The organism is Mesorhizobium sp. WSM4832, from assembly GCF_055811115.1.
The window spans coordinates 92,011-113,294 of the sequence record NZ_JBVVQH010000009.1 but is presented as its reverse complement, the minus strand read 5'-3'; the positions used below and the strand labels follow the sequence as shown (position 1 = coordinate 113,294).

At 65.0% G+C, this 21,284-nt stretch carries 20 protein-coding genes; 10 read left to right on the top strand and 10 right to left on the bottom strand.

Translation table 11 applies throughout. The features are described from left to right. Positions 1-6 precede the first annotated feature (6 nt). Positions 7-783 carry a DUF2270 domain-containing protein gene (locus AC0L2L_RS14870; protein WP_473579330.1) on the top strand — a complete coding sequence of 259 codons (777 nt, stop codon included), beginning with the start codon at positions 7-9 and terminating at the stop codon, positions 781-783. A gap of 82 nt (positions 784-865) precedes the next feature. Here AC0L2L_RS14870 and AC0L2L_RS14865 read toward each other — a convergent pair whose 3' ends face one another. Continuing rightward, complete coding sequence (locus tag AC0L2L_RS14865) at positions 866-1,468, bottom strand: sulfotransferase family protein (protein WP_473579329.1); 603 nt, start codon at positions 1,466-1,468, stop codon at positions 866-868. 38 nt (positions 1,469-1,506) lie between these two features. Beyond that, positions 1,507-2,403 carry a VOC family protein gene (locus AC0L2L_RS14860; protein WP_473579328.1) on the bottom strand — a complete coding sequence of 299 codons (897 nt, stop codon included), beginning with the start codon at positions 2,401-2,403 and terminating at the stop codon, positions 1,507-1,509. Between the two features lie 246 nt (positions 2,404-2,649). Here AC0L2L_RS14860 and AC0L2L_RS14855 point away from each other — a divergent pair, with 246 nt between their 5' ends. Together AC0L2L_RS14855 and AC0L2L_RS14850 are read left to right on the top strand one after the other, a co-directional pair. Continuing rightward, positions 2,650-2,949 (top strand): hypothetical protein, encoded by a 300-nt coding sequence (locus AC0L2L_RS14855; protein WP_473579327.1) that lies wholly within the window; start codon positions 2,650-2,652, stop codon positions 2,947-2,949. A 664-nt stretch (positions 2,950-3,613) separates the two neighbouring features. Beyond that, positions 3,614-5,134 (top strand): bifunctional AfsR/SARP family transcriptional regulator/alpha/beta hydrolase, encoded by a 1,521-nt coding sequence (locus tag AC0L2L_RS14850; protein ID WP_473579326.1) that lies wholly within the window; start codon positions 3,614-3,616, stop codon positions 5,132-5,134. Between the two features lie 82 nt (positions 5,135-5,216). On the opposite strand, the gene AC0L2L_RS14845 is transcribed toward AC0L2L_RS14850, so the two are convergent. After that, the gene (locus tag AC0L2L_RS14845; RefSeq protein ID WP_473579325.1) at positions 5,217-6,047 is read right to left on the bottom strand and encodes an aldo/keto reductase; all 831 of its coding nucleotides are present in this window, start codon (positions 6,045-6,047) and stop codon (positions 5,217-5,219) included. A 135-nt stretch (positions 6,048-6,182) separates the two neighbouring features. On the opposite strand from AC0L2L_RS14845, the gene AC0L2L_RS14840 reads away from it, so the two are divergent. After that, positions 6,183-6,899: a dihydrofolate reductase family protein gene (locus tag AC0L2L_RS14840; protein ID WP_473579324.1), complete on the top strand. Its 717-nt coding sequence runs from the start codon at positions 6,183-6,185 to the stop codon at positions 6,897-6,899. Positions 6,900-6,906: 7 nt separating this feature from the next. On the opposite strand, the gene AC0L2L_RS14835 is transcribed toward AC0L2L_RS14840, so the two are convergent. Next, entirely contained in the window at positions 6,907-7,524 is a 618-nt protein-coding gene (locus AC0L2L_RS14835; RefSeq protein WP_473579323.1) for a TetR/AcrR family transcriptional regulator, read from the bottom strand. 262 nt (positions 7,525-7,786) lie between these two features. Here AC0L2L_RS14835 and AC0L2L_RS14830 point away from each other — a divergent pair, with 262 nt between their 5' ends. Genes AC0L2L_RS14830 through AC0L2L_RS14820 form a run of 3 tightly spaced genes read left to right on the top strand, consistent with a single transcriptional unit; the run spans position 7,787 to position 11,558 of the window. Continuing rightward, the gene (locus AC0L2L_RS14830; RefSeq protein ID WP_473579322.1) at positions 7,787-8,287 is read left to right on the top strand and encodes a (2Fe-2S)-binding protein; all 501 of its coding nucleotides are present in this window, start codon (positions 7,787-7,789) and stop codon (positions 8,285-8,287) included. Further along, a complete protein-coding gene (locus tag AC0L2L_RS14825) occupies positions 8,284-9,267 on the top strand; it encodes an FAD binding domain-containing protein (RefSeq protein WP_473579321.1) in 984 nt (327 codons plus the stop codon). The genes AC0L2L_RS14830 and AC0L2L_RS14825 overlap by 4 nt, the downstream gene beginning before the upstream one ends. After that, positions 9,264-11,558 carry a xanthine dehydrogenase family protein molybdopterin-binding subunit gene (locus AC0L2L_RS14820; RefSeq protein WP_473579320.1) on the top strand — a complete coding sequence of 765 codons (2,295 nt, stop codon included), beginning with the start codon at positions 9,264-9,266 and terminating at the stop codon, positions 11,556-11,558. Before AC0L2L_RS14825 ends, AC0L2L_RS14820 begins: the two co-directional genes overlap by 4 nt. A 93-nt stretch (positions 11,559-11,651) precedes the next feature. Here AC0L2L_RS14820 and AC0L2L_RS14815 read toward each other — a convergent pair whose 3' ends face one another. From AC0L2L_RS14815 to AC0L2L_RS14805, 3 genes are all read right to left on the bottom strand, one after another. Then, positions 11,652-12,473, bottom strand: a complete 822-nt coding sequence (locus AC0L2L_RS14815) for a hypothetical protein (RefSeq protein ID WP_473579319.1) — start codon at positions 12,471-12,473, stop codon at positions 11,652-11,654. Positions 12,474-12,696: 223 nt separating this feature from the next. Next, positions 12,697-13,473: an outer membrane protein gene (locus AC0L2L_RS14810; RefSeq protein WP_473579318.1), complete on the bottom strand. Its 777-nt coding sequence runs from the start codon at positions 13,471-13,473 to the stop codon at positions 12,697-12,699. A gap of 274 nt (positions 13,474-13,747) precedes the next feature. Beyond that, complete coding sequence (locus AC0L2L_RS14805; protein WP_473579317.1) at positions 13,748-14,911, bottom strand: helix-turn-helix transcriptional regulator; 1,164 nt, start codon at positions 14,909-14,911, stop codon at positions 13,748-13,750. A 193-nt stretch (positions 14,912-15,104) separates the two neighbouring features. Between AC0L2L_RS14805 and AC0L2L_RS14800 the strand changes: the two genes are divergently transcribed. Further along, positions 15,105-16,067, top strand: a complete 963-nt coding sequence (locus tag AC0L2L_RS14800; RefSeq protein ID WP_473579316.1) for an AraC family transcriptional regulator — start codon at positions 15,105-15,107, stop codon at positions 16,065-16,067. Positions 16,068-16,239: 172 nt separating this feature from the next. Here the strand turns inward: AC0L2L_RS14800 and AC0L2L_RS14795 are convergent, their stop codons facing one another. Beyond that, positions 16,240-17,250 (bottom strand): zinc-dependent alcohol dehydrogenase family protein, encoded by a 1,011-nt coding sequence (locus tag AC0L2L_RS14795; protein ID WP_473579315.1) that lies wholly within the window; start codon positions 17,248-17,250, stop codon positions 16,240-16,242. Between the two features lie 98 nt (positions 17,251-17,348). On the opposite strand from AC0L2L_RS14795, the gene AC0L2L_RS14790 reads away from it, so the two are divergent. Next, the gene (locus AC0L2L_RS14790) at positions 17,349-18,278 is read left to right on the top strand and encodes a LysR family transcriptional regulator (RefSeq protein WP_473579314.1); all 930 of its coding nucleotides are present in this window, start codon (positions 17,349-17,351) and stop codon (positions 18,276-18,278) included. Positions 18,279-18,410: 132 nt separating this feature from the next. Then, positions 18,411-18,884: a hypothetical protein gene (locus AC0L2L_RS14785; protein WP_473579313.1), complete on the top strand. Its 474-nt coding sequence runs from the start codon at positions 18,411-18,413 to the stop codon at positions 18,882-18,884. Positions 18,885-19,051: 167 nt separating this feature from the next. Here the strand turns inward: AC0L2L_RS14785 and AC0L2L_RS14780 are convergent, their stop codons facing one another. Further along, positions 19,052-19,816, bottom strand: coding sequence for a slipin family protein (locus AC0L2L_RS14780; protein ID WP_473579312.1), 765 nt, complete (start codon positions 19,814-19,816; stop codon positions 19,052-19,054). Then, positions 19,813-21,192, bottom strand: coding sequence for an NfeD family protein (locus AC0L2L_RS14775; protein WP_473579311.1), 1,380 nt, complete (start codon positions 21,190-21,192; stop codon positions 19,813-19,815). The genes AC0L2L_RS14780 and AC0L2L_RS14775 overlap by 4 nt, the downstream gene beginning before the upstream one ends. Between the last annotated feature and the right edge of the window lie 92 nt (positions 21,193-21,284).

The window sequence follows — 21,284 nt, the reverse complement described above, 5'->3', positions numbered from 1 at the left end:
AGAGGAATGTCCCAGACGAAGGCCGCAAGATCCACCGACGCGGCAAAATCGACAGAGGCGGCTACGCCAGTAAGATCAACCGAGGCGGCCGCGCCGCCGCGAGCTTCCGACACGCTGGCGCTGAAGCTCAGTTCCCCCGAATTCACCACGACGCTGTCGCATTTCCACCGCGCCGAGATCGCGCGCATGGCCGGCTGGCGCGACCGGCTCGACCGCACCAGCAATTGGGCGATCACGGTGGTGGCAGCGATGCTGTCGGTGTCGCTGTCGACGCCCTCCGCGCATCACGGCGTGCTCCTATTCGCCATGCTCCTGATCACGCTGCTTTTGTGGATCGAGGCGCGGCGCTATCGCTTCTTCGACGTCTACCGCGCCCGGGTGCGGCAGTTCGAGCGTTATTATTTCGCGCAGGTCTTTTCGCCACAGCCCGACTACGCCTCCAACTGGCTGGCCATTCTAGGCGAAGGCCTTCGCTCGCCGCGTTTCCTGATCACGCAGCGCGCGGCGCTGATCCGCCGGCTGCGCCGCAACTACATCTTCATGTACACGATCCTGCTGCTCGCCTGGATCCTGAAGATCACCACGCCAAGCCTGTCGCGCGAAGGCTCGCCGCTCGGCTTCGGCGCCTCGCTTGTCGACACGTTCCGGGTGGCGACGCTGGGGCCCATCCCGGGCGTCGTCGTCGTGTGCGGGGTGGGCGCCTGCTATCTCGCGCTGCTTGCCGCCGCTTTCCTCATCCGCGCCGATGACGGCGAGCTGTCCTTCGGCGACGTGCATGTGTGAGGAAGGGAATAGGGGAGTGAGGAAGTAAGGAAGTGAGACTCCGTCGACGCCACGACTTTCTATTCCATATTCCCCTCTCCCCTCAGTTCATCGAAAACGCCGTCCGGAATTCCTGCGTAGTGTTGCGAGTGGGATAGGGCTCGTCCGGCACGGGAACGCCGAGATAGGCGCAAAGCGGCTCCCAGCCGTCGCCGAGCTTGTGGATCAGAAGGCGCTCCGCCGGCACGGTGTTCAGCACCGCCTCGACATTGGCCTCGTAGACGGCGATCGCATGCGCGCGATCCTGCGGCCGGCCGCCGAAGACCTGCTTCGTAAGAAGCGCAATACCCAGCGAGTCCTGGTCCTTGCTGTCGGCGATGCCCGGCAGGATGGTCTTTTGGAAACTTTCCCACCAGCTTTCGGGCGAGCGCCAGGTGAGGATGACGCGCGCCTGGCGGTAGGTTTCGACCAACTCGCGCCAGTAATGCGCCGACGGCCAGTCGACGCAGGATTTGTAGCCGGCAAAGAGCCTCTCCCAGTCGGGCGCGGCGCCCTTGGCCAGCGCCCGCCAAAGCCGCTTCTGCTCCGCATGCGCCATCACCTCCGACATGTGATGGCAAGGGCCGAAGCCAAGCATGGTCAGCGCCTCGCGCATCGAATCCGTGCCGGTCCGGCCGAAGCCGGTTCCTATCACTGTGAGCGACATTTCCCCTCCTCCACCTTCCCATCGTCAAACAGCCGCGGTCAACCTCCCTGGACCAGCCGCAAGCGGTTGCCCTCCGGATCGGCGGTCGAAATCGCGCCGCCATCCCTTTTCGCCGGCGCGTTGGCCGCTTCGAGCCTGCGCTCCACGGCGGCAAGTTCCTGCGCGAAACCAAGCTCGATGGTGAAATGGTCGAGGCCGGCGGCATTCGGCGGCGGCTCGCGCAGCTCATCGCGCGCCCAGATGTTGAAGGCGACCATATGCGCGCGGCGCTGGGTGCCGCAGTCGAACATGCCGAAGGTCCGGGACTGGATATGCGGCCGGAAGCCGAGCACGCCGAGATAGAATTCCATCAGCGTCTCGGGCGCGCGGGCGCGCAAGTGGATGTGACCGATGAAGGCATCCTGCGCCATCTTCGGCTCGACATGGCCGGAATTGCCGATATCGCGCAGCAAGCCCGATACGTCCAGCGGCTCGAGCCCGGAATGCGCGCTGCCGTCGGCGGCGATCAACGACACCTGGCCGTCGGGCAATACTTGCCGGCGCAGGAAGCGCTCCGGCGTGTCGAAGCATATCTCGATGCCGTTGCCTGACGGGTCGGAGACGTAGAGCGATTCCGAAATAATGTGGTCCTGGGCGCTGTATCGCAAGCCCGATGTCTTGAGGCGGGCGGCCGTGTGCGCGAGGTCGCGGCGGCTCGTGACGTGGATGGCGACATGGAACAGATCGCGCGACTTCTGCGGCAGGGCGACTTCCGCGCCGGCATGGAGCACGATCAGAACCCGGCCGCCGGCACCGAGCTCCGCAGTGGCATCGTCCTCATTGAATAGCATGAGCCCGAGCGTGCCGCGCCAGACGGTCAAGGCCGCCGGGATGTCGGTCACCCTAAGATGGACCGGCCCGAGACGAGTGGCTTGAGACAGCAATCCTTCGTCCATCGTCGCCTGTCCGATTGCGGTCGGTGAATATATTAGCTCCAGATGATATTTCTGTCTCGCACCAAGTTCGGGTTGACCCCTTCCCGGCGTGCGGCGACTATTGACGAAGGCAATTTGTGTTCGGGCAATTCCGGACGAAAAACCGCTGCACGCTTTTCCTGGAATTGGTTTTTCGTTTTGACGCAATTCCGGACGAAAAACCGCTGCGCACTTTTTCTGGAATTGCTTCAGGCAGGAGGACTTCGCATGGACGACACCGACCACTGGCGCAACATGGCGAGCGCGCCACGGGACGGCAGCCGCATCCTGGTGACGGTGCGCTCCTCCGAGCAGGGACCGGCCGAGGTCGACATGGCCTACTGGTCGCGCGCCGACCAGTTCGGCGAGGAAGGCTGGCGGGCGTCGGACTCCTCACCTGGCCGCATCGTCGAATATGCCGAGCCGGAGCTCAGATGCTGGATGCCGCTGCCGTCGGCGGGGCGTGGATCGATGCCGACGCCATGGGAAGGCGAAGACGTGCCGCTGGTGGATGGGGAAGGGATTTAGGCGGTGGTGGAGTCCTGAAAGGCCGTCAAGTGGAAAGGCCGGCTTTCAAAGGCGAAGTGGCGAGGCGGGTCCTCGCCCGGCACGCCGGCGAGAGAGCGTTGCGCCGATGGGCCTCAGTAAGGCAAGGAGCCGATACGCGACGGTTGGCTGATTGATACCGGGCGCAGCGGCAATCCGTTGAGCGCACTGCCGCTCGAGGTAGCGCGCCTGGGCGATGTCGTGACGAAAGATCGCGGGTGGGTTGCCTTGCCGCCGGTAGAAATTGCCTTCTTGCCGGAAGGGCCAGTCAGTCGGGCTGAAGGGCAGCATTGGGGTTCTCCCGCGTTTCAAGTCCGACCAACTCTCCGGCGCGACCGTGATTAATCTGGAGAAGGCAGCGTGATCGAAACGTGAAAAAGGCAGCTTGGAAGAGATAGCGGTTGAATTAGCAGGGGCTAAGCGAAAGAATTGCCCAGAACCGTGGCCGGGGCGCAATCCGATGATCAGGCCTCATCTTTATCTTTTGGGCGGATTCGACTTTGCCGGTAACGGAGCCGCGACTCCGGCCTTCGGCCGCAAGGCACGGGCAATAATGGCTTATCTCGCTCTGCAAGCGGGACAGCCACAGTCGCGCGAGAAGCTTGCCGCACTACTGTGGAGCCTCAGTGGCGAAACGCAGGCCCGGATGAGCCTGAGGCAAGCCGTTTCGGCCATCCGAAAGGCCATGCACAAGTGCGGAAGTGAACGGTTCCTGACAGAAGGCGCCGGCATCGCGCTGCGTCTCGACGATTTCGATTTCGACGTCGCCCGCTTCGAGGCGCTGGCGGCAGGCTCCTCGCCTGGAGAGCTCGAGCAGGCGCTTGTCGTCTACCGCGGCGACCTGCTCGACGGTCTCAGCCTGAAAGAGGAGCCTTTCGAGGATTGGCTCCGAATCGAACGCGAGCGCCTGAGGACGATCGCGGTCGCCGCATTGGACAGACTGATCGCGCACTACAGCACCTCGAACGACCTTTCGTCCTGTGCGCGCACGGCCGCGCGACTGCTCGTCATGGAACCCCTGCGCGAGGATACCCACCGGGCCCTGATGCGAGTCTATGCCGCGCAGGGCCGCATCAATTTCGCGCTGAAGCAGTATGAGCTCTGCCGCGACGTGCTGCAGCGAGACCTCGCGCTGCTGCCCGACCCGGAAACGCGTGAGCTGTATGAGACGCTGAGAGTACGCCGGATGCGCACATTGGCCCGCCCGAAGCGTCTGGCTGCGATCGCCGAGTCCGCGGCCGGTTCCGTGACAAATGCCGACGGCCGCCTTTCCGGCGGGGAGCCGATGCCGCCGCCCACGCACTACGTCAAATCGGCCGGGATCAACATCGCCTATCAGGTGACCGGCGACGGTCCGATAGACGTCGTCTATGTGCCGGGCTGGGTCTCCAATCTCGACATTGCCTGGGATTCACCACGGTTCGCGCATGTGCTGAAGCAGCTTGGCGCCTTCTCGCGCTTGATCCGCCTTGACAAGCGCGGCACCGGCTTGTCCGACCGCAATGTCGGCCTGCCTACGCTGGAAGAGCGCATGGAAGACGTGCGCGCCGTGCTGGACGCAGTCGGCTCCACCCGAGCGGTGCTGTTTGGCAGCTCGGAGGGTGGACCGATGTGTATGCTCTTCGCCGCTGCCTATCCCGAGCGCACAGCCGCGCTGGTGCTCACCGGAGCCTACGCCAGGGGCACGTGGTCGAAGGACTATCCCTGGGCGAGAACCGTTGCGCAGGTGGATGACGACGTGGCCGCCGTCGAGAGGCAATGGGGCAAGCCCGCCGACATGAGCAACGCGGCGCCTAGCCTGACCGAAGACATGGTCGAACGTGAGTGGTTTGCTGCCTACCTCCGAAATTCGGCCTCGCCCGCGGACGCGATTGCGCTCTGGCGCTGGGGCACCGAGGTCGACGTTCGCGACATCCTGCCCGCGATCGGCGTCCCGACGCTGGTGGTGCAAAGGACGGGGGACCGCTGGGTACGGCCGGAGGAAGGGCGTTACCTGGCAACGCACATCAAAGGCGCCAGATACGTCGAACTGGCCGGCAGAGACCACGTGATCTGGGGCGAAGGCTGCGACCGCCTGATCGACGAGATACGAAGCTTCGTCACCGGCCTCGGAGCGACATCGCGAAAGACCATCTTGACGCCACAAGATGAGCGCTGGCACGTGTAGGCGCAACTGCTGATCTCCCTCTCACGAGCGGGGATTGGCAGCTCGTCGCCGGGTCCATGAAGGGACAAGGGGGCGCAACCCCTCAGAACAAGAACGCCGCCGTGGCCGGGTCCGGCCCCGTGCGGCCGTCGCGCGAGTCCATCCCGCGGATGGTCTGCATATCGTCGGCGTCCAGCTCGAAATCGAAGACGTCGAAATTGCCGGCGATGCGCTCCTGGTGGATCGACTTCGGGATCACCACCAGCCCTTCCTGCAGGTGCCAGCGGATGATGATTTGAGCCACCGACTTGCCGTGCTTGCTGGCGATCTTTTCCAACGTCGGGTCGGCAAGCAGCCGGCCGCTGCCCAGTGGACTCCAGCTCTCGATCTGGATGTCGTGCTTGGCATGGAACTCGCGCTTGTCGCGCTGCTGGAAGCGCGGGTGCAATTCGATCTGGTTGACGACGGGCGTCACGCCGGTCTCGCCGATAATGCGCTCCAGATGGTCCTGGTTGAAGTTCGAGACGCCGACCGACCTGATGCGGCCGGCCTTCTGCAGTTCGACCAGCGTCTTCCAGGCCTCGACATATTTGTCCTGGCTAGGCACCGGCCAGTGGATGAGGAAGAGGTCGATCCGGTCGATGCCGAGTTTCTGCATGCTGTCGTCGAAGGCGCGCAGCGCCGCGTCGCGCTGATGAGCGCCGTTGCGCAGCTTGGAGGTGATGAAGAGATCGTTCCTCGGCACGCCGGCGGCGCGGATCGCCTCGCCGACGCCTTCCTCGTTGCGGTAACCCTCGGCGGTGTCGATCAGCCGATAGCCGGCCTCGATGCCCCAACGCACCACCTTGGCCGTGATGTCCGGATCGACCTGCCACACGCCGAGCCCGATCTGGGGAATGGTGACGCCGTCGTTCAATTTGAGCTGTTCGGGCATGGGAGGGTCCTTATGCGGGGTGGGTAGTGCGGTCTATGTAGGCTGCATCGCGGATAATGCGAGAGGATGACACCCAGCACTTTACGATGCCGCCCGATGCCTGCATCGTGCCGGCCTGAACACCGGAGAAGTCGCATGCGCCCAAAAATCATCTGCCATATGGTGAGCTCGGTCGACGGGCGCCTGCTTCCCAGGCGCTGGACGCCGCCGGCCGCCGGCATAGCGCCGGGCTGGGAGCACCGGCACTATGAGGCGGTGGCGGCGCGGCTCGAGGCCGATGGCTGGATGGTCGGCCGCAAGTCGATGCAGGATTTCGCAAAGGGGACCGAGCGGGCCGGGGCCGCCACCTCGGGCGATCTGCTGGACACCCATGTCGCCAACCGCCGGGGTCGCGATGTCGCCGTTGCGATCGACCCGCATGGCCGGCTGCACTACGGCCAGGACAATGCCGGTGGCGATCACGTCATCGCCGTGCTCGGCCAACACGTGTCGGACGCCTATCTTGCCGAGTTGCAGGCCGACGGCGTCTCCTATCTGTTCGCCGGTGCCGACGGGACGGACCTTGACCAGGCGATGGACACACTGGGCGAAGCTTTCGGCATCAGGACCATCCTGCTCGAAGGCGGCGGCATCACCAACGGCACGTTTTTGAAGGCCGGGTTGATCGACGAGATCAGCCTGCTCGTCTATCCGGGCATAGACGGGCTAGCCGGCGTGCCGAGCATCTTCGAGTTCGTCGGCGCCAACGACGACCGCCCGGCCGCCGGCAAGGCGCTCCGGCATTTCAGCACGGAGACGCTGGAGGGCGGCGTGGTGTGGCTGCGATACAAGGTGGAAGCGGCGGTGGCGTAGGGCGAGGCTAGTCGGCCTTCTTGGCCCCGAACCTGAGCCCATCCATCAGCAGCTTCACCAGCCGTCCCGAGCGCTCGCGCCAGTCCGGCGTGTTGGGGGCGGAGTAGATGCCGCCGAGCGCGTGCATGACATCGGAGGCGTCGACATCGGCGCGGATTTTTCCCGAGGCGGCGGCGGCCTCGATCAGGCTTCGCATGGCGCCGGAGACGCGGCCCGATGTGTCGGAGAACAGCGTGGAATTGGTGGTGAGCAAAAGCCGCAGGCTGGTGGCGAGGCCGCGCTTGGTGGCGATGTAGTCGACGAAGCGCTGCATCCAGAGCTCCAGCGCGACATCGGCCGGATGCTCGCGCCCCAGGTCCTCGGCGGCATGGCAGAGGCCTTCGACCTCGCGGCGGTAGACCACCTCGACCAGATGCTCGCGCGTCGGGAAATGCCGGTAGAGCGTGCCGATGCCGACCCCTGCCCGCTTGGCGATCTCCTCCAGCGAGGCGTCGACGCCGTCAGCTGCGAAAGCCTGCGCGGCCACCTCGACCAGCTTGTCGCGGTTGCGCTGCGCATCGGCGCGTAGCGGCTTTGGCGCTGGCGCATAACGCGTCGCTTCGGCGGTCGTCTGGGGGTCCGGCACTTTTTTCTCCACTGAACGCAATATGGGGGGTTGAACCATGACTGGCCAGACCCCAGTTAAATAAACGGAGGCACCTCCGCTTTAGTGGAGTGCTTTTATCATATAACCAGGGGAAGCGGCATGTCACGTGTTGAAGGACGGAAAGCTTGCCTTGGCCGCTGGAGAGTCGCCCCGCCTCGTCCTCAGCCTCAACCCTTGCCCCTCTCTTCCCAAGTCCCATTTCCATCCGCTTAAGCGTCCAGCAATTGGAGCCCGACGCCTCATGAATGACCAAGTCACCATCAGTCCCACCACGCTTTCCATCCACCTCACCATCAACGGCCGCGACCATTCCCTCGACATCGAACCGCGCGTCACCCTGCTCGATGCGCTGCGCGACCGGCTGCACCTCACCGGCACCAAGAAAGGCTGCGACCAGGGCCAGTGCGGCGCCTGCACCGTGCATGTCGACGGCGAGCGCGTGCTGGCCTGCCTGACGCTGGCCGCCCAGGTCGAAGGCCGCTCGATCACCACGATCGAGGGGCTGGCCGATGAGGACGGCACGCTCAACGCCGTGCAGGCCGCCTTCCTCGAGCAGGACGCCTTCCAGTGCGGCTATTGCACGCCGGGCCAGATCATGTCGGCGGTGGCCTGCATTCGCGAGGGACATGCCGGCTCCGACGAGGAAATTCGCGAATACATGGCGGGCAATCTCTGCCGCTGCGGCGCCTATCCGCACATCGTCGCCGCCGTCCGCCAGGCAGCCAAGGAACTCAGCTCATGAGAGATTTTGCTTACCTCCGCGCCGACAGCGTGGAAGCCGCGCGCAACGCGGCCACCCTTCCCGGCGCCATGCTGCTGGCCGGCGGCACGACGCTGGTCGACCTCGCCAAATGCGGCGTCGCCGAACCGGCAACCGTCATCGACATCAGCCATATCGAGGGGCTCAGCGCCATCGACGTCACCGCCGACCGCGCCGTCATCGGCGCGCTCGCCAAGATGAGCCATGTCGCCGACAACCCGCAAGTGAAGAGCCTGTTTCCGGCCGTGTCGGAGGCGCTCTGGCAGGCGGCGTCGGCGCAGCTTCGCAACATGGCGACCATCGGCGGCAACCTGATGCAGCGCACGCGCTGCCCCTATTTCCGCGATCCGCAAAACTTCCCGGCCTGCAACAAGCGCGCGCCCGGCAGCGGCTGCTCGGCGATCGGCGGCGTGACGCGCGGCCATGCCGTGCTCGGCACCAGCGAAGCCTGCATCGCCACCTATCCGGGCGACCTCGCCGTCGCGCTGGTCGCCTTCGACGCCGAGGTCGATCTCGGCGAGCGCAAGCTCAGGGTCGAGGACTTCTTCCTCGCCCCCGGCGCCACGGCAGAGCAAGAGCACGACATCCGCCCTGGCGAGGTGATCACGGCTATCGAGATTCCCGGCTCGGCCGCGGCCAGACGCTCGACCTACATCAAGGTGCGCGACCGCCAGTCCTATGAATTCGCGGCGGCAAGTGCCGCAGTCGGACTGGAGCTCGAAGGCGATGGCCGCACCATCCGCGACATCCGCGTCGCGCTCGGCGGCGTCGCCACGAAACCGTGGCGGGCGCGGGCCGTCGAAGACGCGCTCAAAGGCAAGGCGCTCGATGAAGACACAGTCCGAAGGGCGAGCGATCTCGCCATGGAGGGCGCCGTCGACCATGGCGCCAACCACTACAAGATTGCGCTCGGCCCCCGCGTCGTCGCGCGCGCCATCCTCAAATTGGGAGAGACGGCATGACCGTTCATGACATGAAACACGCAGTGTCCGACAGCGCGCGGCTCGAAGCGGTCGGCGGACGGCTGTCGCGCGTCGACGGCCCGGCCAAGATCACCGGCGCGGCGCACTACGCCGTCGAGCAGCAGCTCGAAGGGCTCACCCATGCGGTGCTGGTCGGCGCGACCATCGCCGCCGGCAAGGTGACCGCCATCGACACGCGCGCTGCCGAAACCGCGCCCGGCGTGCTCGCCGTGCTGACGCCCGACACCATCATGGAATTGAACGGCGCGTCGGACTGGTTCGGCAACCCGCCCGCGCAGCCGACCTTCTCGCCGCTTGTGCGCGAGGTCACCTTTTCCGGCCAGCATGTCGCGGCGGTGGTGGCCGAGACTTTCGAGCAGGCGGTGGCGGCGGCAGCACTTGTCAAGGTCTGGTATGACGAGACGCCGGCCATCGTCGACCTCAGCGACGGCAAGGCCGGCGACGGCATCCCGATCGACGCCATGACCAAGGAATGGGGCGACGCGCAAGCCGCCTTCGCCGAAGCGCCGGCGCGCATCTGCGCGGCCTACAACACGCCGCGCGAATTCCAGGCGGCGATGGAGCCGCATGGGCTGATCGCGCGCTGGCAAGGCGACGAGCTCACCATATGGGAGCCCAGCCAGTGGCTGGATGGCATGGCGCGCACCTATGCCGAGTGGTTTTCCGTGCCGTTCGAGAATGTGCGGCTGGTCTCGCCCTATATCGGCGGCGGCTTCGGCTCCAAGGCGCTGGCGCTGGCGCACAGCGCGGTGGCGGCCGCGGCGGCCAAGATGCTCGACCGGCCGGTGAAGCTGGTGCTCAACCGGCAGCAGAATTTCACCTCCTATGGCGGCCGCGCCGCGACGCGGCAGACTGTCGCGATCGGCGCTGACCGCGAGGGCCGCATCCAGTCGATCGTGCATCGCGGCGTCAACGAGACGGCGGTCGACGGCATGTGGGTCGAGCCGCTCGGCTCCGTCACCTCGATCATGTACGCCACGCCCAACTTCTCCTCCAAGCAGAATGTCGTGCGGGTCAACACCGTGGTGCCGGGGGCCAAGCGCGCGCCGGGCGAGAACCCGAGCGCCTTCGGTATCGAGAGCGCCATCGACGAACTCGCCTATGAGCTTGGGCTGGATCCGCTGGAGATGCGGCTGATCAACTATGCCGAACAGGACCCGCATGCGAAAAAGCCGTGGTCGACGCGGCAGCTGCGCGAGGCTTTTGCGGCGGGCGCGGAAGCCTTCGGCTGGGCGAAGCGCTCGCCCCAGCCGCGCTCGATGCGCGACGGCCACCAGCTTATCGGCTGGGGTGTGGCGGCCGGCACCTATCCGGTGCGGCGCGCGCATGGCGAAGCGGTGGTGAAGATACTGGCCGACGGTTCGGTCGAGGTCGAAAGCTCCTCCATCGACATGGGCCAGGGCACCTACACGATCCTGGCGCAGACCGCCGCCGAAACGCTCGGCGTGCCGGTGGAGCAGGTCTCGGTCAAGCTTGGCGACTCGCACTTTGCCCGCGCCGGCGTCACCGGCGGCTCGCGGCTTGCCGGCGTCATGACCGGCGCCGTCTACAAGGCAGCCGGCCAGGCGCTGGACGAGCTGATCGGGCTGGCGCTTTCCGATCCGCGTTCTCCGTTCCAGAAGCTGCAGGCGAACACCCTGCAAGTGCGCGACGGCCGCATCGCCTCGCCGCGCGGCGAAGGGCCGGAGCTGTCGATCGCCGAGCTGATGAGCGCGCTTGGCCGCGAGCATATCGAGGCCAAGGGCGACACTCTGCCGGCAAGCACGACGCCGGAGGAGCGCTACAAGAACTACACCACGATAGCGATGTCGATCCCGCACACCGAGGGCGACTGGTCGCGCCACTCCTGGTGCGCGCATTTCGTCGAGGTCAGGGTCGACGAAGATTTCGGCACGGTACGCGTGTCGCGCGTGGTGTCGGCGCTGGATTCCGGCCGGCTCTACAATCCCAAGCTGGCGGAGAGCCAGTGGAAGGGCGGCATCATCATGGGCATCGGCCAGGCGCTGCTTGAAGAAGGCATCGTCGACCGCCGCCACGGCCGCATCGTCAACGGCAATTTCGCCGACTACATGCTGCCGACCAATGCCGACATTCCCGATATCCAGACGATCTCGGTCGGCATTCCCGATCCGCACTCCTCCGCCCTTGGGGGCAAGGGCGTTGGCGAGCTGGCGATCGTCGGCATCGCGCCGGCGATCGCCAACGCGGTGTTCCATGCGACAGGGAAAAGGATCAGGGATCTGCCGATCACGCTGGAGAAATTGATCTGAGGGTGGCGCGAGGCACCCCTCTACCTTGCCGGGCATCTCCCCACCATAAAGGGGAGATAGCCAGCTCCGCCGTCTTCGCCAATGCAGCCCGACTCACTTCGTACTGATCACCGAAGCGGATCCATGGGTGTCCATCGTCGCGCCATTGCGGTCCTCGTCGAACAGCGTCTCGCTGCCGAAGCTGGCGCGCAGCCCGATGACGAACTTGTTGCTCCTATTGTCCGCGGTGAACGATTCGAACTTCCTCCGTTCGAATTGATAGCGTCCGAACAGCGACAACGGCGTGTCTTCGAACCGGTACATGGCCTGCACGGCGGCGCCGAATATGTCCTCGTTGAAGCCGTTGTAATCCGTTCTGTCGAAGGCGAGCTCACCATCGATGCGAAGGTTCTTCAGGACGAAATAACGCGCCACGGCGCGCACGCCCCATTGGTCGCCATGGAAGTCGTTGATGGTGAGCTGGCCAACACTGACCTGGCCGTAAAGGGTCAGATTGCCGAAATAGAGCTGGGCTTCCGGGCCGATCGCATAGCTGCTTACGGGTACGCCGGTTTCGCCAATCGATGTGTAGGCGGCGAAAAGACCGGCGGCGAAGCTGTCGGGGTCGCGGTAGTAGAAGTGGATCGCGCCGCGCGTGTCATCCAAAGGAGCATAGTGGCCCCAGATGCGGTCGTAGCTCAGATCGCCCTGCAGGTTCCAGCGCTGCGCAAACGCAACGTTGACGCGCGCGGCGCCCCCGCCGGCCCGGGTCGTGTAGTCGTCGCCGACAAAGCGAAGGCCGCCGAGATAGAACTCGCCATAGCCGGAAATAAGCAGTGTCGCCGCCGTCTCCCCGGCCAGCGGCTGTATGGTGTCCGCCGCATTGGCGGATGTCGCGGCGATCAGTGACGCAACGACGATTGAACAGCGATGCATCAGGAGCCCCTCGAATGCGAAAATGCGTTTCTGTTCCGGACCGGCGCAAAGATCTGCCCGGCCCTTGCGTCTCTTCGCGCACAGGCCGTGCTTACATAGGGCCGAATACGTTTAGCCGGCGGCTATCGCCACCTCGTTGGCGACCGCCGCGGACGCCAACGAGCAATGGTTTTCATTGCGCCGAAAATGTTGCTTTCCTAGCTGGCTCATTCGGCCCGTCGGATCAGAACTTGTAGCTCAGGCCGACCCGCAAATCGTGGGACTTGAGATCGAGGTTCGAAACCGTGCCAGGACCAAAAAGCGGTACCGAGAGATCCTTTTTGCCGAAGTCGGTATAGCGATATTCGACGCGGGCGATCCACCTGTCGGTGAAAGCGTGCTCGACGCCCGCCCCGACCGTCCAGCCAAGATAGGTTTCGTCGTGGATTGGGATTGAACCGCTGGTGGCGATCACCGTCACTTCATATTTGGCGGCGGCCACGCCTGCTGTGATGTAAGGCAAGGTCCGATCGAAGGCATAGCCAGCCCGCAGCCGCGCCGAGCCCGACCACTTGACTTCGCCCTTGAGCAGCGCCCCGGCACCGGTGAAGGTGTCCAACCCATCTGCATTGCTGTACGCAATGTCGGCCTCGGCGCCGAGCACGAAGCCGTTCGCCAATTCCTGGTTGGCGCCGATGTGGACGCCGCCAATAAAACCGCTCGGATCGAGAGGAACGTTGACGTCGGTGCCGCCAACGCCAGCACCGGCGATGAAGAGATTGGATTTTCCGGCGACGTAGCCGAAGTGAACGCCGGCATAGAGGCCGGACCAGTCGTAGGCGGCGACAGGCGAGCTCTCACCGATGTCGGCCGCGGACGCAATGCCGGCAGGCGTGAGAATGATGGCTGTCGCGAGAAATATTGATTTCACTGTCAATTTGCTGCCCCAGAAATGTTGCGTTCCCCGCCGCGGAAATGCTTCGCGGAGATCCAGCTGTTGTCGACGGCCCCGGTGTTGCATTGTCCGGCGCCTCGCGTCTTGGGCTGGGTCGCAATAGAATTGTCCTGGAACGCACCCTCGCACTTTCCCGATCGGTGTGGCCGATCAGCCGCAGTCGACCGGCGCGCGCCGCGGATTTGGCGGGACTAAGCGCAATTCCAGGAAAAGTGTGAGCGGTTAAGCTCGGCGCTTCCGCCGTAGCCTTCCGTCCGGAATTGCGTCAAAACAAAGAGATAGAACGGTTCGCCGTTTCCGTGAAACGGTGAAACGCTCTAACGGGGGTGACGCTACGCGATCACTCTTGAGACGACTCGGCGCCAATGGGACGCAATGGGGCGCCCATGTCCGAAATGAGTTTGACGAGATCGGCCTGGCGCCGCGTGCCGGTTTTGGCGAATATCCGGTTGAGGTGGGTCTTCAGGGTGTTCTCGCCGATGCCGAGCGACACCGCGCTCCTGGGCGCGGACAAGCCGCCGCCGATCCTGAGCAGGACGCGCGCCTCTGCCGGCGTCAGGTCGAACAGCGTGGTGAGAACGGCCTCCGGCAATGGCGAGGCGGACGTCGTGGTCGACACGAAGACAGCGGCACAGGCGGGCCGGAAAACCGCCCGCGCGGTTCCTTCGGTCAACGGCAATACGTAGGCGACGGCGGGCGGCTGGCCCGAGGCCGAAATGGGCAGTCCTATGCCGCGCGAGCCAAGCGAGGCATCCGCGCTCGCGGCACTGGCGATCGCTTCCTGCAGGGCGAGGACCACCGCCGGGTTCTGCGCCTGGAGCAGGCCGTGCCTGGAAAGAATGGGACCTTGCGCCGAAAGCATCTGTTGGGCAGCCCCATTGGCATGGAGGATCGCTCCGTTGGCGCCAGTCAGCACGACAGGCACGGCCAGATGGTCGAGCGCCTGACGATAAAGACTGGCGGTTACGCGAGCCTGATCGAGCAGATCTCCAATCAGGGAGGCGCGGCGCAGATGCGGCGAGAGCAATGCCATGAAACCCTGCTCTTCGACCGATATGATTTCCCGGTCGGCCCGCGTGGTGCAACCCATGAGGCCGATCCGGTCCGGTGTGTGAACGAATTTGATGATGCAGCCTTCACGCAATCCTTGCGGTTTGGCCCAATTCTGGAAGAAAGGCGTCTGCTGAAGTTCGGCTTCGCTCATATGCGACAGCGTCGCGACGGGCGTGTCGATATCGCCGACGACCGCGGCCTTCAGCCCGGGAATCGCATCGAAGTCATAATCCTCCTGGAGCACACGCATTTGCATGGGATCCCAGGGTGATTGGGCCGCGAACCGGCCATGATTGTCGGCGGTGCTGGCAAGCGCGATGGTGGTATAGGCTGCGTCCATAACCTTTGTGATCCGGGTCATTACCGCGGCCCAGCCTTCCGGGCTCAAAACGCAATCATAGATGTCGCCGATAATCGAACCAAGAACTTCGCTGCCCAGCCTCTCCACCACGCCTCCTGTCTTCTGCACGCCCGGTCTCGCTGGATTCCGCGGCGTCATACTTTTGGGTGACGCCACGCGTGGTTGAACTCGATTAAAGATCGATCACCTGAACGCCAGGCAGTTAATGTCGCTGGTTATTCTTGGAATGAAAAGCATCGCGTTCACATATTAGAAGTCGCGAATGTTTATCGGGGGTAAGCTATTGTCACGGAAGACGGTGTTTTCATCGGCTGATTTGCCGAAGCATCTTGGCGAGCGCGATCGATTTTCCCTCTGGCAGGATATCCACGTCGCCGAGATCTGGTCGGTCGAATACGGCATATCGGAAAACCTGCCCTTCGAAGCGGCGATCGAGGCCACGGCCGTCGGGTCGCTGGTGCTTGGCCGGATGGCCGGGACGATCAAGCATGCGACGAGGAAGGCAAGCAACATCGCCGATGACGGCAATGACGGATATTTGCTGCTGATCAACAGGGCCGACACCGTGCTGACCGGGGCGCAGGCCGGCCGCGAGTACAGCGTCGGCCGGGGAGAAGCAGCCCTGGTCACCGCGGCGGAAGCGCTGAAAATGACCGGTGCCGACCAAAACCTGTGGACGAACGTGGTCGTCCCGCGCGCGATCCTAACCCAGGCCTTCCCACAGATCGATGACAGGCTGGCGTTGAAGATCGGCGCCGAAAACGAAGCCCTCGATCTTCTCAAACGCTATTGCCAGTTGCTTGAGAGCGGTCGCCCCCTCGCCTCGCCTGACCTGATAACCCACGCCACGGAAACGATCGTCGATCTGATCGGCCTGGTGACCGGCGCGAAAGGCCGGGCTGCCGAATTGGCCGGGCTGCGAGGCCTGCGGGCGGCAAGACTGCAGGCGGTGCTGGCGAAGATCGCGGACAATTTCGCCAACCCCGGCATCTCCGCGCAAGGGGTCGCAAAGGAACTCGGCCTGTCGGCGCGCTATGTTCACGATCTGCTTCAGGAGACAGGCATCAGCTTTTCCGAGCGCGTTCTCGAACTGCGCCTGCAGAGCGCGCACAGAATGCTCTCGCAGAGGCACAATGGCGCTATGCGCGTCAGCGAAATTGCGCTGACAATTGGATTCAGCGACGTGTCCTACTTCAATCGCTGCTTCCGCCGGCGCTTCGGCTACACGCCAACGAGCGCGAGATAGCCGATCACCCTGGAGAAGGTCGCGTAGGGAAAGAAGATCGCGCGAGGCATCTGCGCTGCCCGCCCTCCGCGGCAGCCGCGCTGCAGCCACGGAGGGTGGACCGGTCATCTTCCCTCAAGGGGCCTGTCACCTCCGCCTCGCCAATCTTCTGCTGCCATGGCTTCAGCTCTTCCTACCAATCCAACCCGAACACCAGCTTGCCAAAATGCAGGCCGCCGGCGGCCATGTGGGTGTAGGCTTCGGTCGCTTCATCCTGCGAAAACACCCTGTCGACGACCGGCTCGATCTTGGCAGCGCCGATGGCGCGGGCGGCATCGCGCAGGTCGGACACCGATCCGGTATTGTTGCCAACCACCTTCAGCGCCTTGATGATGATAGGCAGCAGGTTGACGGTGGCCTCGGCGCCGGTGACGAAGCCGATGGTGAACAGTGTGCCGCCGGGTGCCGTGGCGTTGACGGCTCGGGCGAAAGTGGCGGTGCCGCCAGTCTCGACGACGAGGTCGGCGCCGAGGCCGTCAGTCAGCTCCAGCACCTTGCCGTCCCAATCGAGTGTGGCGCGGTAATTGATGAGGTGATCGGCGCCGAGCACCCTCGCCCGCTCCAGTTTCTCATCCGAAGAAGAGGTGATGATGACGGTGGCGCCGGCGGCCTTTGCAAGCTGCAGCGTGAAGATCGAGACGCCGCCGGTGCCGAGCAACACGACGACCGAACCCGGGCCGATGTTGGCGGCGCGGATGGCGTTCCAGGCAGTGGTGCCGGCGATGGGCAGGGTCGAAGCCGCCTCGAAGGAGAGATGCGCCGGGATCGGCACGACGGAATTGGCCGGCAGCGCGACATATTCGGCAAGCGAACCGGGCAACGAGATGCCGCGCATCTCTCTCATCTCGTAGGGCCGCGGCGGGCCGCCGATCCAGCGCGGCTTGGCGTGGGCGACGACGTGGTCGCCGACAGCTAAATTCGTGACGCCCTCGCCGAGCGCGACGATTTCGCCGGCACCGTCGGCGACCGGGATAAGCGGGAAGACCGGTCCGGGGTAATTACCGCTCGCCGCAGCGACATCGACGAAATTGAGGCTCGCCGCGCGCTGGCGGATCAGCACTTCGCCGCGTTGCGGTTCGGGCGTGGCGACGCTGGCAGCGCGGAAGGCGTCGAGCCTGGGCTGGCTGAGTTCGATGGCTTTCATGTGTTCGCTCCATAGGTAGTCGATTGACGATTGAGCGAACCTATCTGCTGCTCTATTCTTCGATAATCGTTGGACTTTGCATTTGAGTATTGCAAACTATGCAGCAATCCCATGAACCCTCCGCCCTTGCCGAAATGGCGGCCTTCGCGGCTGTCGCCGAGGCGCGCTCCTTCACCAGGGCGGCGGCGCGGGTCGGGCGCGACCCGACCATCTTGTCGCGCCGCCTGCTGTCGCTGGAAGAGCGGTTGGGGGTGCGGCTGCTCCACCGCACAACGCGCAGCGTGTCGCTGACCGAGGCGGGCGCGGAGTTCCTATTGCGCGTGCGCGCTATCCTCGCCTTGGTCGACGAGGCGGAAGCGGCCGCCGCCGCGCATGCCGGCGGCCGGCCGCGTGGGCTGCTCCGGCTGGCGCTGCCCGGCACGTTCGGGCGCATGTGGATAGCCCCGTTCCTGCCGCAGTTCCTCGCTGAGTTCCCTGATGTGCGCATCGAGGCCGAGTTCTCCAACCGCTTTGCCGACCTGGTCGCCGAGAATTTCGACGTCGCTGTCCGGCTGGGAAGCCTGGAGGATTCGCGCCTGGTGGCGCGCAAGGTGACGACGCGGCGCCGGCTGCTCTGCGCCGCGCCCTCCTACCTCGCCCAAAGAGGCAGGCCGGAGACGCCGCAGGCGCTGCTTGAACATTCCTGCCTGGGCTTCACAGGGTTCCAGACGTTTCCGGCCTGGGAGATGACCGACCGCGAAGGCCGCCGCGCGCGCGTCGAGGTTTCCGGGCCGCTGGTCAGCGACGACGCCGAGGTGCTGGTCGAGGCCGCCGTGCAAGGCCTCGGCCTGATGATGAGTACCGACTGGCTGGTCGGGCGCGAGCTCGCCGACGGAAGGCTGGTACCGATCCTGGAGGACTGGACGCTGGCCGACGAGGGCGCGGTCTATGTCGTCATGCCCTCAGCCAAGGGCCAGGCCGCCAAAACCCGTGCCTTCGCCGACTGGATCGGCAAGCGATTTTCGCCCGAGCCACCGTGGCGGCGGTGATTTGCCGATCGCGCGGGAAAAGTTGATAGCGCCGGCCTTATATCCCCGGGTGGGGAGATTGCGCACTCGCCGGCTTTCGCCAATTTCGGTATGATCGAACCGTCACAAGGGGGAGCGATCATGAAAAGCGCGTTGGCGACAATCATCCTGGCACTGCTCACCACCCTCCCCGCCCACGCCGCCTCTTGCAGTTGGTCCGCCAAGATGGAGGAGGATGAGGGCGGCAGCGTGATGACGGCATCGGTCTGCGGCGGGCCGAAGGGCGATGCGCATCTGATGCTGGCCTGCTTCGACAAGCCGGTGCTGAGCTATGATCTCGGCGCCGCGGGCGGGCAGCTCGAACCCGGCATCAGCAGCTCCTTTACCTTCAAGACCGGCGACAAGAGCCTGACGAAAAAACTCGAACTCGAGGCGATGTACAATTACTTCACTGCCGAGCTCTCCGGCCCGTCCGACTCGTTGCTGGCGCTGCTGCGCGGCAAGGGCGACGTGATGGTGTCGGCCGACAAATACGGCGACGTTAACTTTCCGCTGAAAGGCTCCGGTGCCGCGATCGGCAAGGTGCTGGCCGAGTGCGGCAAGGGTTCAGGCGGCGAGGCGGATTGAGCGCTGCGCCTATCTCTCCCCTTGTAAATAGAGATGGTCGGCAGGCCAGAAGGGGTCGTCTCACATAGAGCTCCGGTACCCTGTCGCAACGAAAAAGAAGTTGGCGTTCCACGCGCGGCGACCCCCTCCGTCACCTTCCGTGACTGTACAGGACCCTCAAGGAGAGATTACCCGCCCTTCCCCTGCCCCTTCAAAAACTGGCTGAGCAGATCCACCGGCAACGGGAAGACCACCGTGGAGGATCGCTCGCCGGCGATGTCGTGCAGGGCTTCGAAATAGCGCAGCTGCATGGCCTGCGGCTCCTCGGCCAGCATCTTGCCGGCCTCGACCAGCTTTGCCGCGGCCTGCTGCTCGCCGTCGGCGTTGATCACCTTGGCGCGGCGCAGCCGCTCGGCCTCGGCCTGCTTGGCGATGGCGCGGATCATGCTCTCGTTGAGGTCGACATGCTTGATCTCGACATTGGAGACCTTGATGCCCCAGGCGTCGGTACGCTGGTCGAGGATCTCCTGGATGTCGCTGTTGAGCCGGTCGCGCTCGGCCAGCATCTCGTCGAGCTCGTGCTTGCCGAGCACCGAGCGCAGCGTGGTCTGCGCCAGCTGGTTGGTGGCGGTCATGAAATCCTCGACCTGGATGATCGCGCGCTCGGCATCGACGATGCGAAAATAGAGCACGGCGTTGACCTTCACCGAGACGTTGTCGCGCGAGATGACGTCCTGCGGCGGCACGTCCTGCACCACCACGCGCAGGTCCACCCGCACCATCTGCTGGATGAAGGGCACGAGGATGATCAGGCCGGGCCCTTTGACCCCGGTGAAGCGGCCCAGCGTGAAGACCACGCCGCGCTCATATTCCCTCAGGATGCGGATGGCCGCCGACAGGAACATGATCACCACAAGCGCAAGGATCAGATAGGCGACATAAGCGACTGTCATTGTTTTGCTCCGTCGTTTCCTGCCCCGTCGTTTCCGGCGTCGCGCCGGCGCACCGTCAGCACGAGGTCGTTGACGGCGGTCACCTCCGCGCGATCTCCCGGCGCGATAGGCCCATCGGCCTTTGCCCGCCAGCGTTCGCCGAGCGCCAGCACATGGCCCTCGCCGCCTTGCCAGTCGAGGATCTGCACGGGCAGGCCGCGCATAGCCTCGCCGCCGATGCGCGGCGGATTGCGTCGCGCCGCCCAGAGGTAGCTGCCGGCAAGCAGCGCGAGCCCCAGCGTCAGCGCCGCGGCGGGGCCGATGACCGCCCAGGATATCGCGAAGCCCGGACCCTCGACCTTGAGCAGCATGGCCGCGCCGAGCAGGAACGCGGCCACGCCGCCGAGCCCCAGCACGACCGTCGGATTGAAGGCCTCGACGATGAGGAAGGCGATGCCGAGCAGCATCAGGGCCAGCCCGGTATAGTTGATCGGCAATAGATCGAGCGCATAGAGGGCGAGCACGAGGCAGATGCCGCCGATGACGCCCGGAGCCACCGCGCCGGGGCTCGTGACCTCGAAGACGATGCCGTAGAAGCCGACGAGCATCAGCAGGACGGCGACGTTCGGATCGGTGATGACTGCGAGAAGCCGGATGAACCAGCCGGGGTCCAGCGTCTCGACCGGCAGACCCTTGGTCGCCAGCACCTCTTTCTTGCCGGCCACGTCGACGGTGCGGCCATCGGCAAGCTGCAACAGCTCGGCCGTGTCGCGGGCGACGAAGTCGATGACGTGCTCCTGCAGAGCGGCGCTCGCCGACAGGCTCGCCGCCTGGCGCACGGCCTTCTCGCCCCAGTCGCCGTTGCGGCCGCGCAGCTCGGCGAGCGAGCGAATGAGCGCCACCGCGTCATTAGTCACCTTGGCCATCATCGCGTCGCCGGCCCCGCCGCCGTCCTTCTCGTCCTTCTCACCGCCGGGAAGCGAGGGCAGCCCGCCGAATTCGACTGGCGTCGCCGCGCCAAGATTTGTGCCGGGCGCCATCGCCGCGACATGGGTGGCGTAGAGGATATAGGTTCCGGCGCTCGCCGCATGACCGCCGGCCGGCGCGACATAGCCGATCACGGGAACGCGAGAGGCCAGGATATCGGCGATCATCTCGCGCATCGAGGTGACCAGGCCGCCAGGCGTGTCGAGCTGCAGGATGAACACTTCGGCATTGCGCTCGGCCGCCGCCTTGAGCGCCTCCTTCAGCTGGCGCGCGCTCGCCGGACCGATGGCGCCGTCGATCGAGATGCTGACGGCCACCCTCTCCGTCGCCGTTCCGGCCGAGGAGAAGGGGAAAAGAACCGCGACGGCCACGAAGGCCGCTGCGAGAAGGGCCATCCGCGCGAGTCTCACGCTCAAAGCTCCTTCGGTACAATATGGGGTTGTGCTGGGCGAAGTCCAACGAGCTGCCATCCCGACCGGCCTGGTGGACAGCCTCAACCCCG

What these genes read in the sequence shown, in the direction of transcription:
- AC0L2L_RS14820 (WP_473579320.1), top strand. Translation starts at nt 9,264, where the DNA reads ATGACCGTTCATGACATGAAACACGCAGTGTCCGACAGCGCGCGGCTC.
- AC0L2L_RS14780 (WP_473579312.1), bottom strand. Translation starts at nt 19,816, where the DNA reads ATGACAGTCGCTTATGTCGCCTATCTGATCCTTGCGCTTGTGGTGATC.
- AC0L2L_RS14830 (WP_473579322.1), top strand. Translation starts at nt 7,787, where the DNA reads ATGAATGACCAAGTCACCATCAGTCCCACCACGCTTTCCATCCACCTC.
- AC0L2L_RS14825 (WP_473579321.1), top strand. Translation starts at nt 8,284, where the DNA reads ATGAGAGATTTTGCTTACCTCCGCGCCGACAGCGTGGAAGCCGCGCGC.
- AC0L2L_RS14855 (WP_473579327.1), top strand. Translation starts at nt 2,650, where the DNA reads ATGGACGACACCGACCACTGGCGCAACATGGCGAGCGCGCCACGGGAC.
- AC0L2L_RS14870 (WP_473579330.1), top strand. Translation starts at nt 7, where the DNA reads ATGTCCCAGACGAAGGCCGCAAGATCCACCGACGCGGCAAAATCGACA.
- AC0L2L_RS14850 (WP_473579326.1), top strand. Translation starts at nt 3,614, where the DNA reads ATGAGCCTGAGGCAAGCCGTTTCGGCCATCCGAAAGGCCATGCACAAG.
- AC0L2L_RS14795 (WP_473579315.1), bottom strand. Translation starts at nt 17,250, where the DNA reads ATGAAAGCCATCGAACTCAGCCAGCCCAGGCTCGACGCCTTCCGCGCT.
- AC0L2L_RS14840 (WP_473579324.1), top strand. Translation starts at nt 6,183, where the DNA reads ATGCGCCCAAAAATCATCTGCCATATGGTGAGCTCGGTCGACGGGCGC.
- AC0L2L_RS14860 (WP_473579328.1), bottom strand. Translation starts at nt 2,403, where the DNA reads ATGGACGAAGGATTGCTGTCTCAAGCCACTCGTCTCGGGCCGGTCCAT.
- AC0L2L_RS14845 (WP_473579325.1), bottom strand. Translation starts at nt 6,047, where the DNA reads ATGCCCGAACAGCTCAAATTGAACGACGGCGTCACCATTCCCCAGATC.
- AC0L2L_RS14810 (WP_473579318.1), bottom strand. Translation starts at nt 13,473, where the DNA reads ATGCAACACCGGGGCCGTCGACAACAGCTGGATCTCCGCGAAGCATTT.
- AC0L2L_RS14790 (WP_473579314.1), top strand. Translation starts at nt 17,349, where the DNA reads ATGCAGCAATCCCATGAACCCTCCGCCCTTGCCGAAATGGCGGCCTTC.
- AC0L2L_RS14865 (WP_473579329.1), bottom strand. Translation starts at nt 1,468, where the DNA reads ATGTCGCTCACAGTGATAGGAACCGGCTTCGGCCGGACCGGCACGGAT.
- AC0L2L_RS14815 (WP_473579319.1), bottom strand. Translation starts at nt 12,473, where the DNA reads ATGCATCGCTGTTCAATCGTCGTTGCGTCACTGATCGCCGCGACATCC.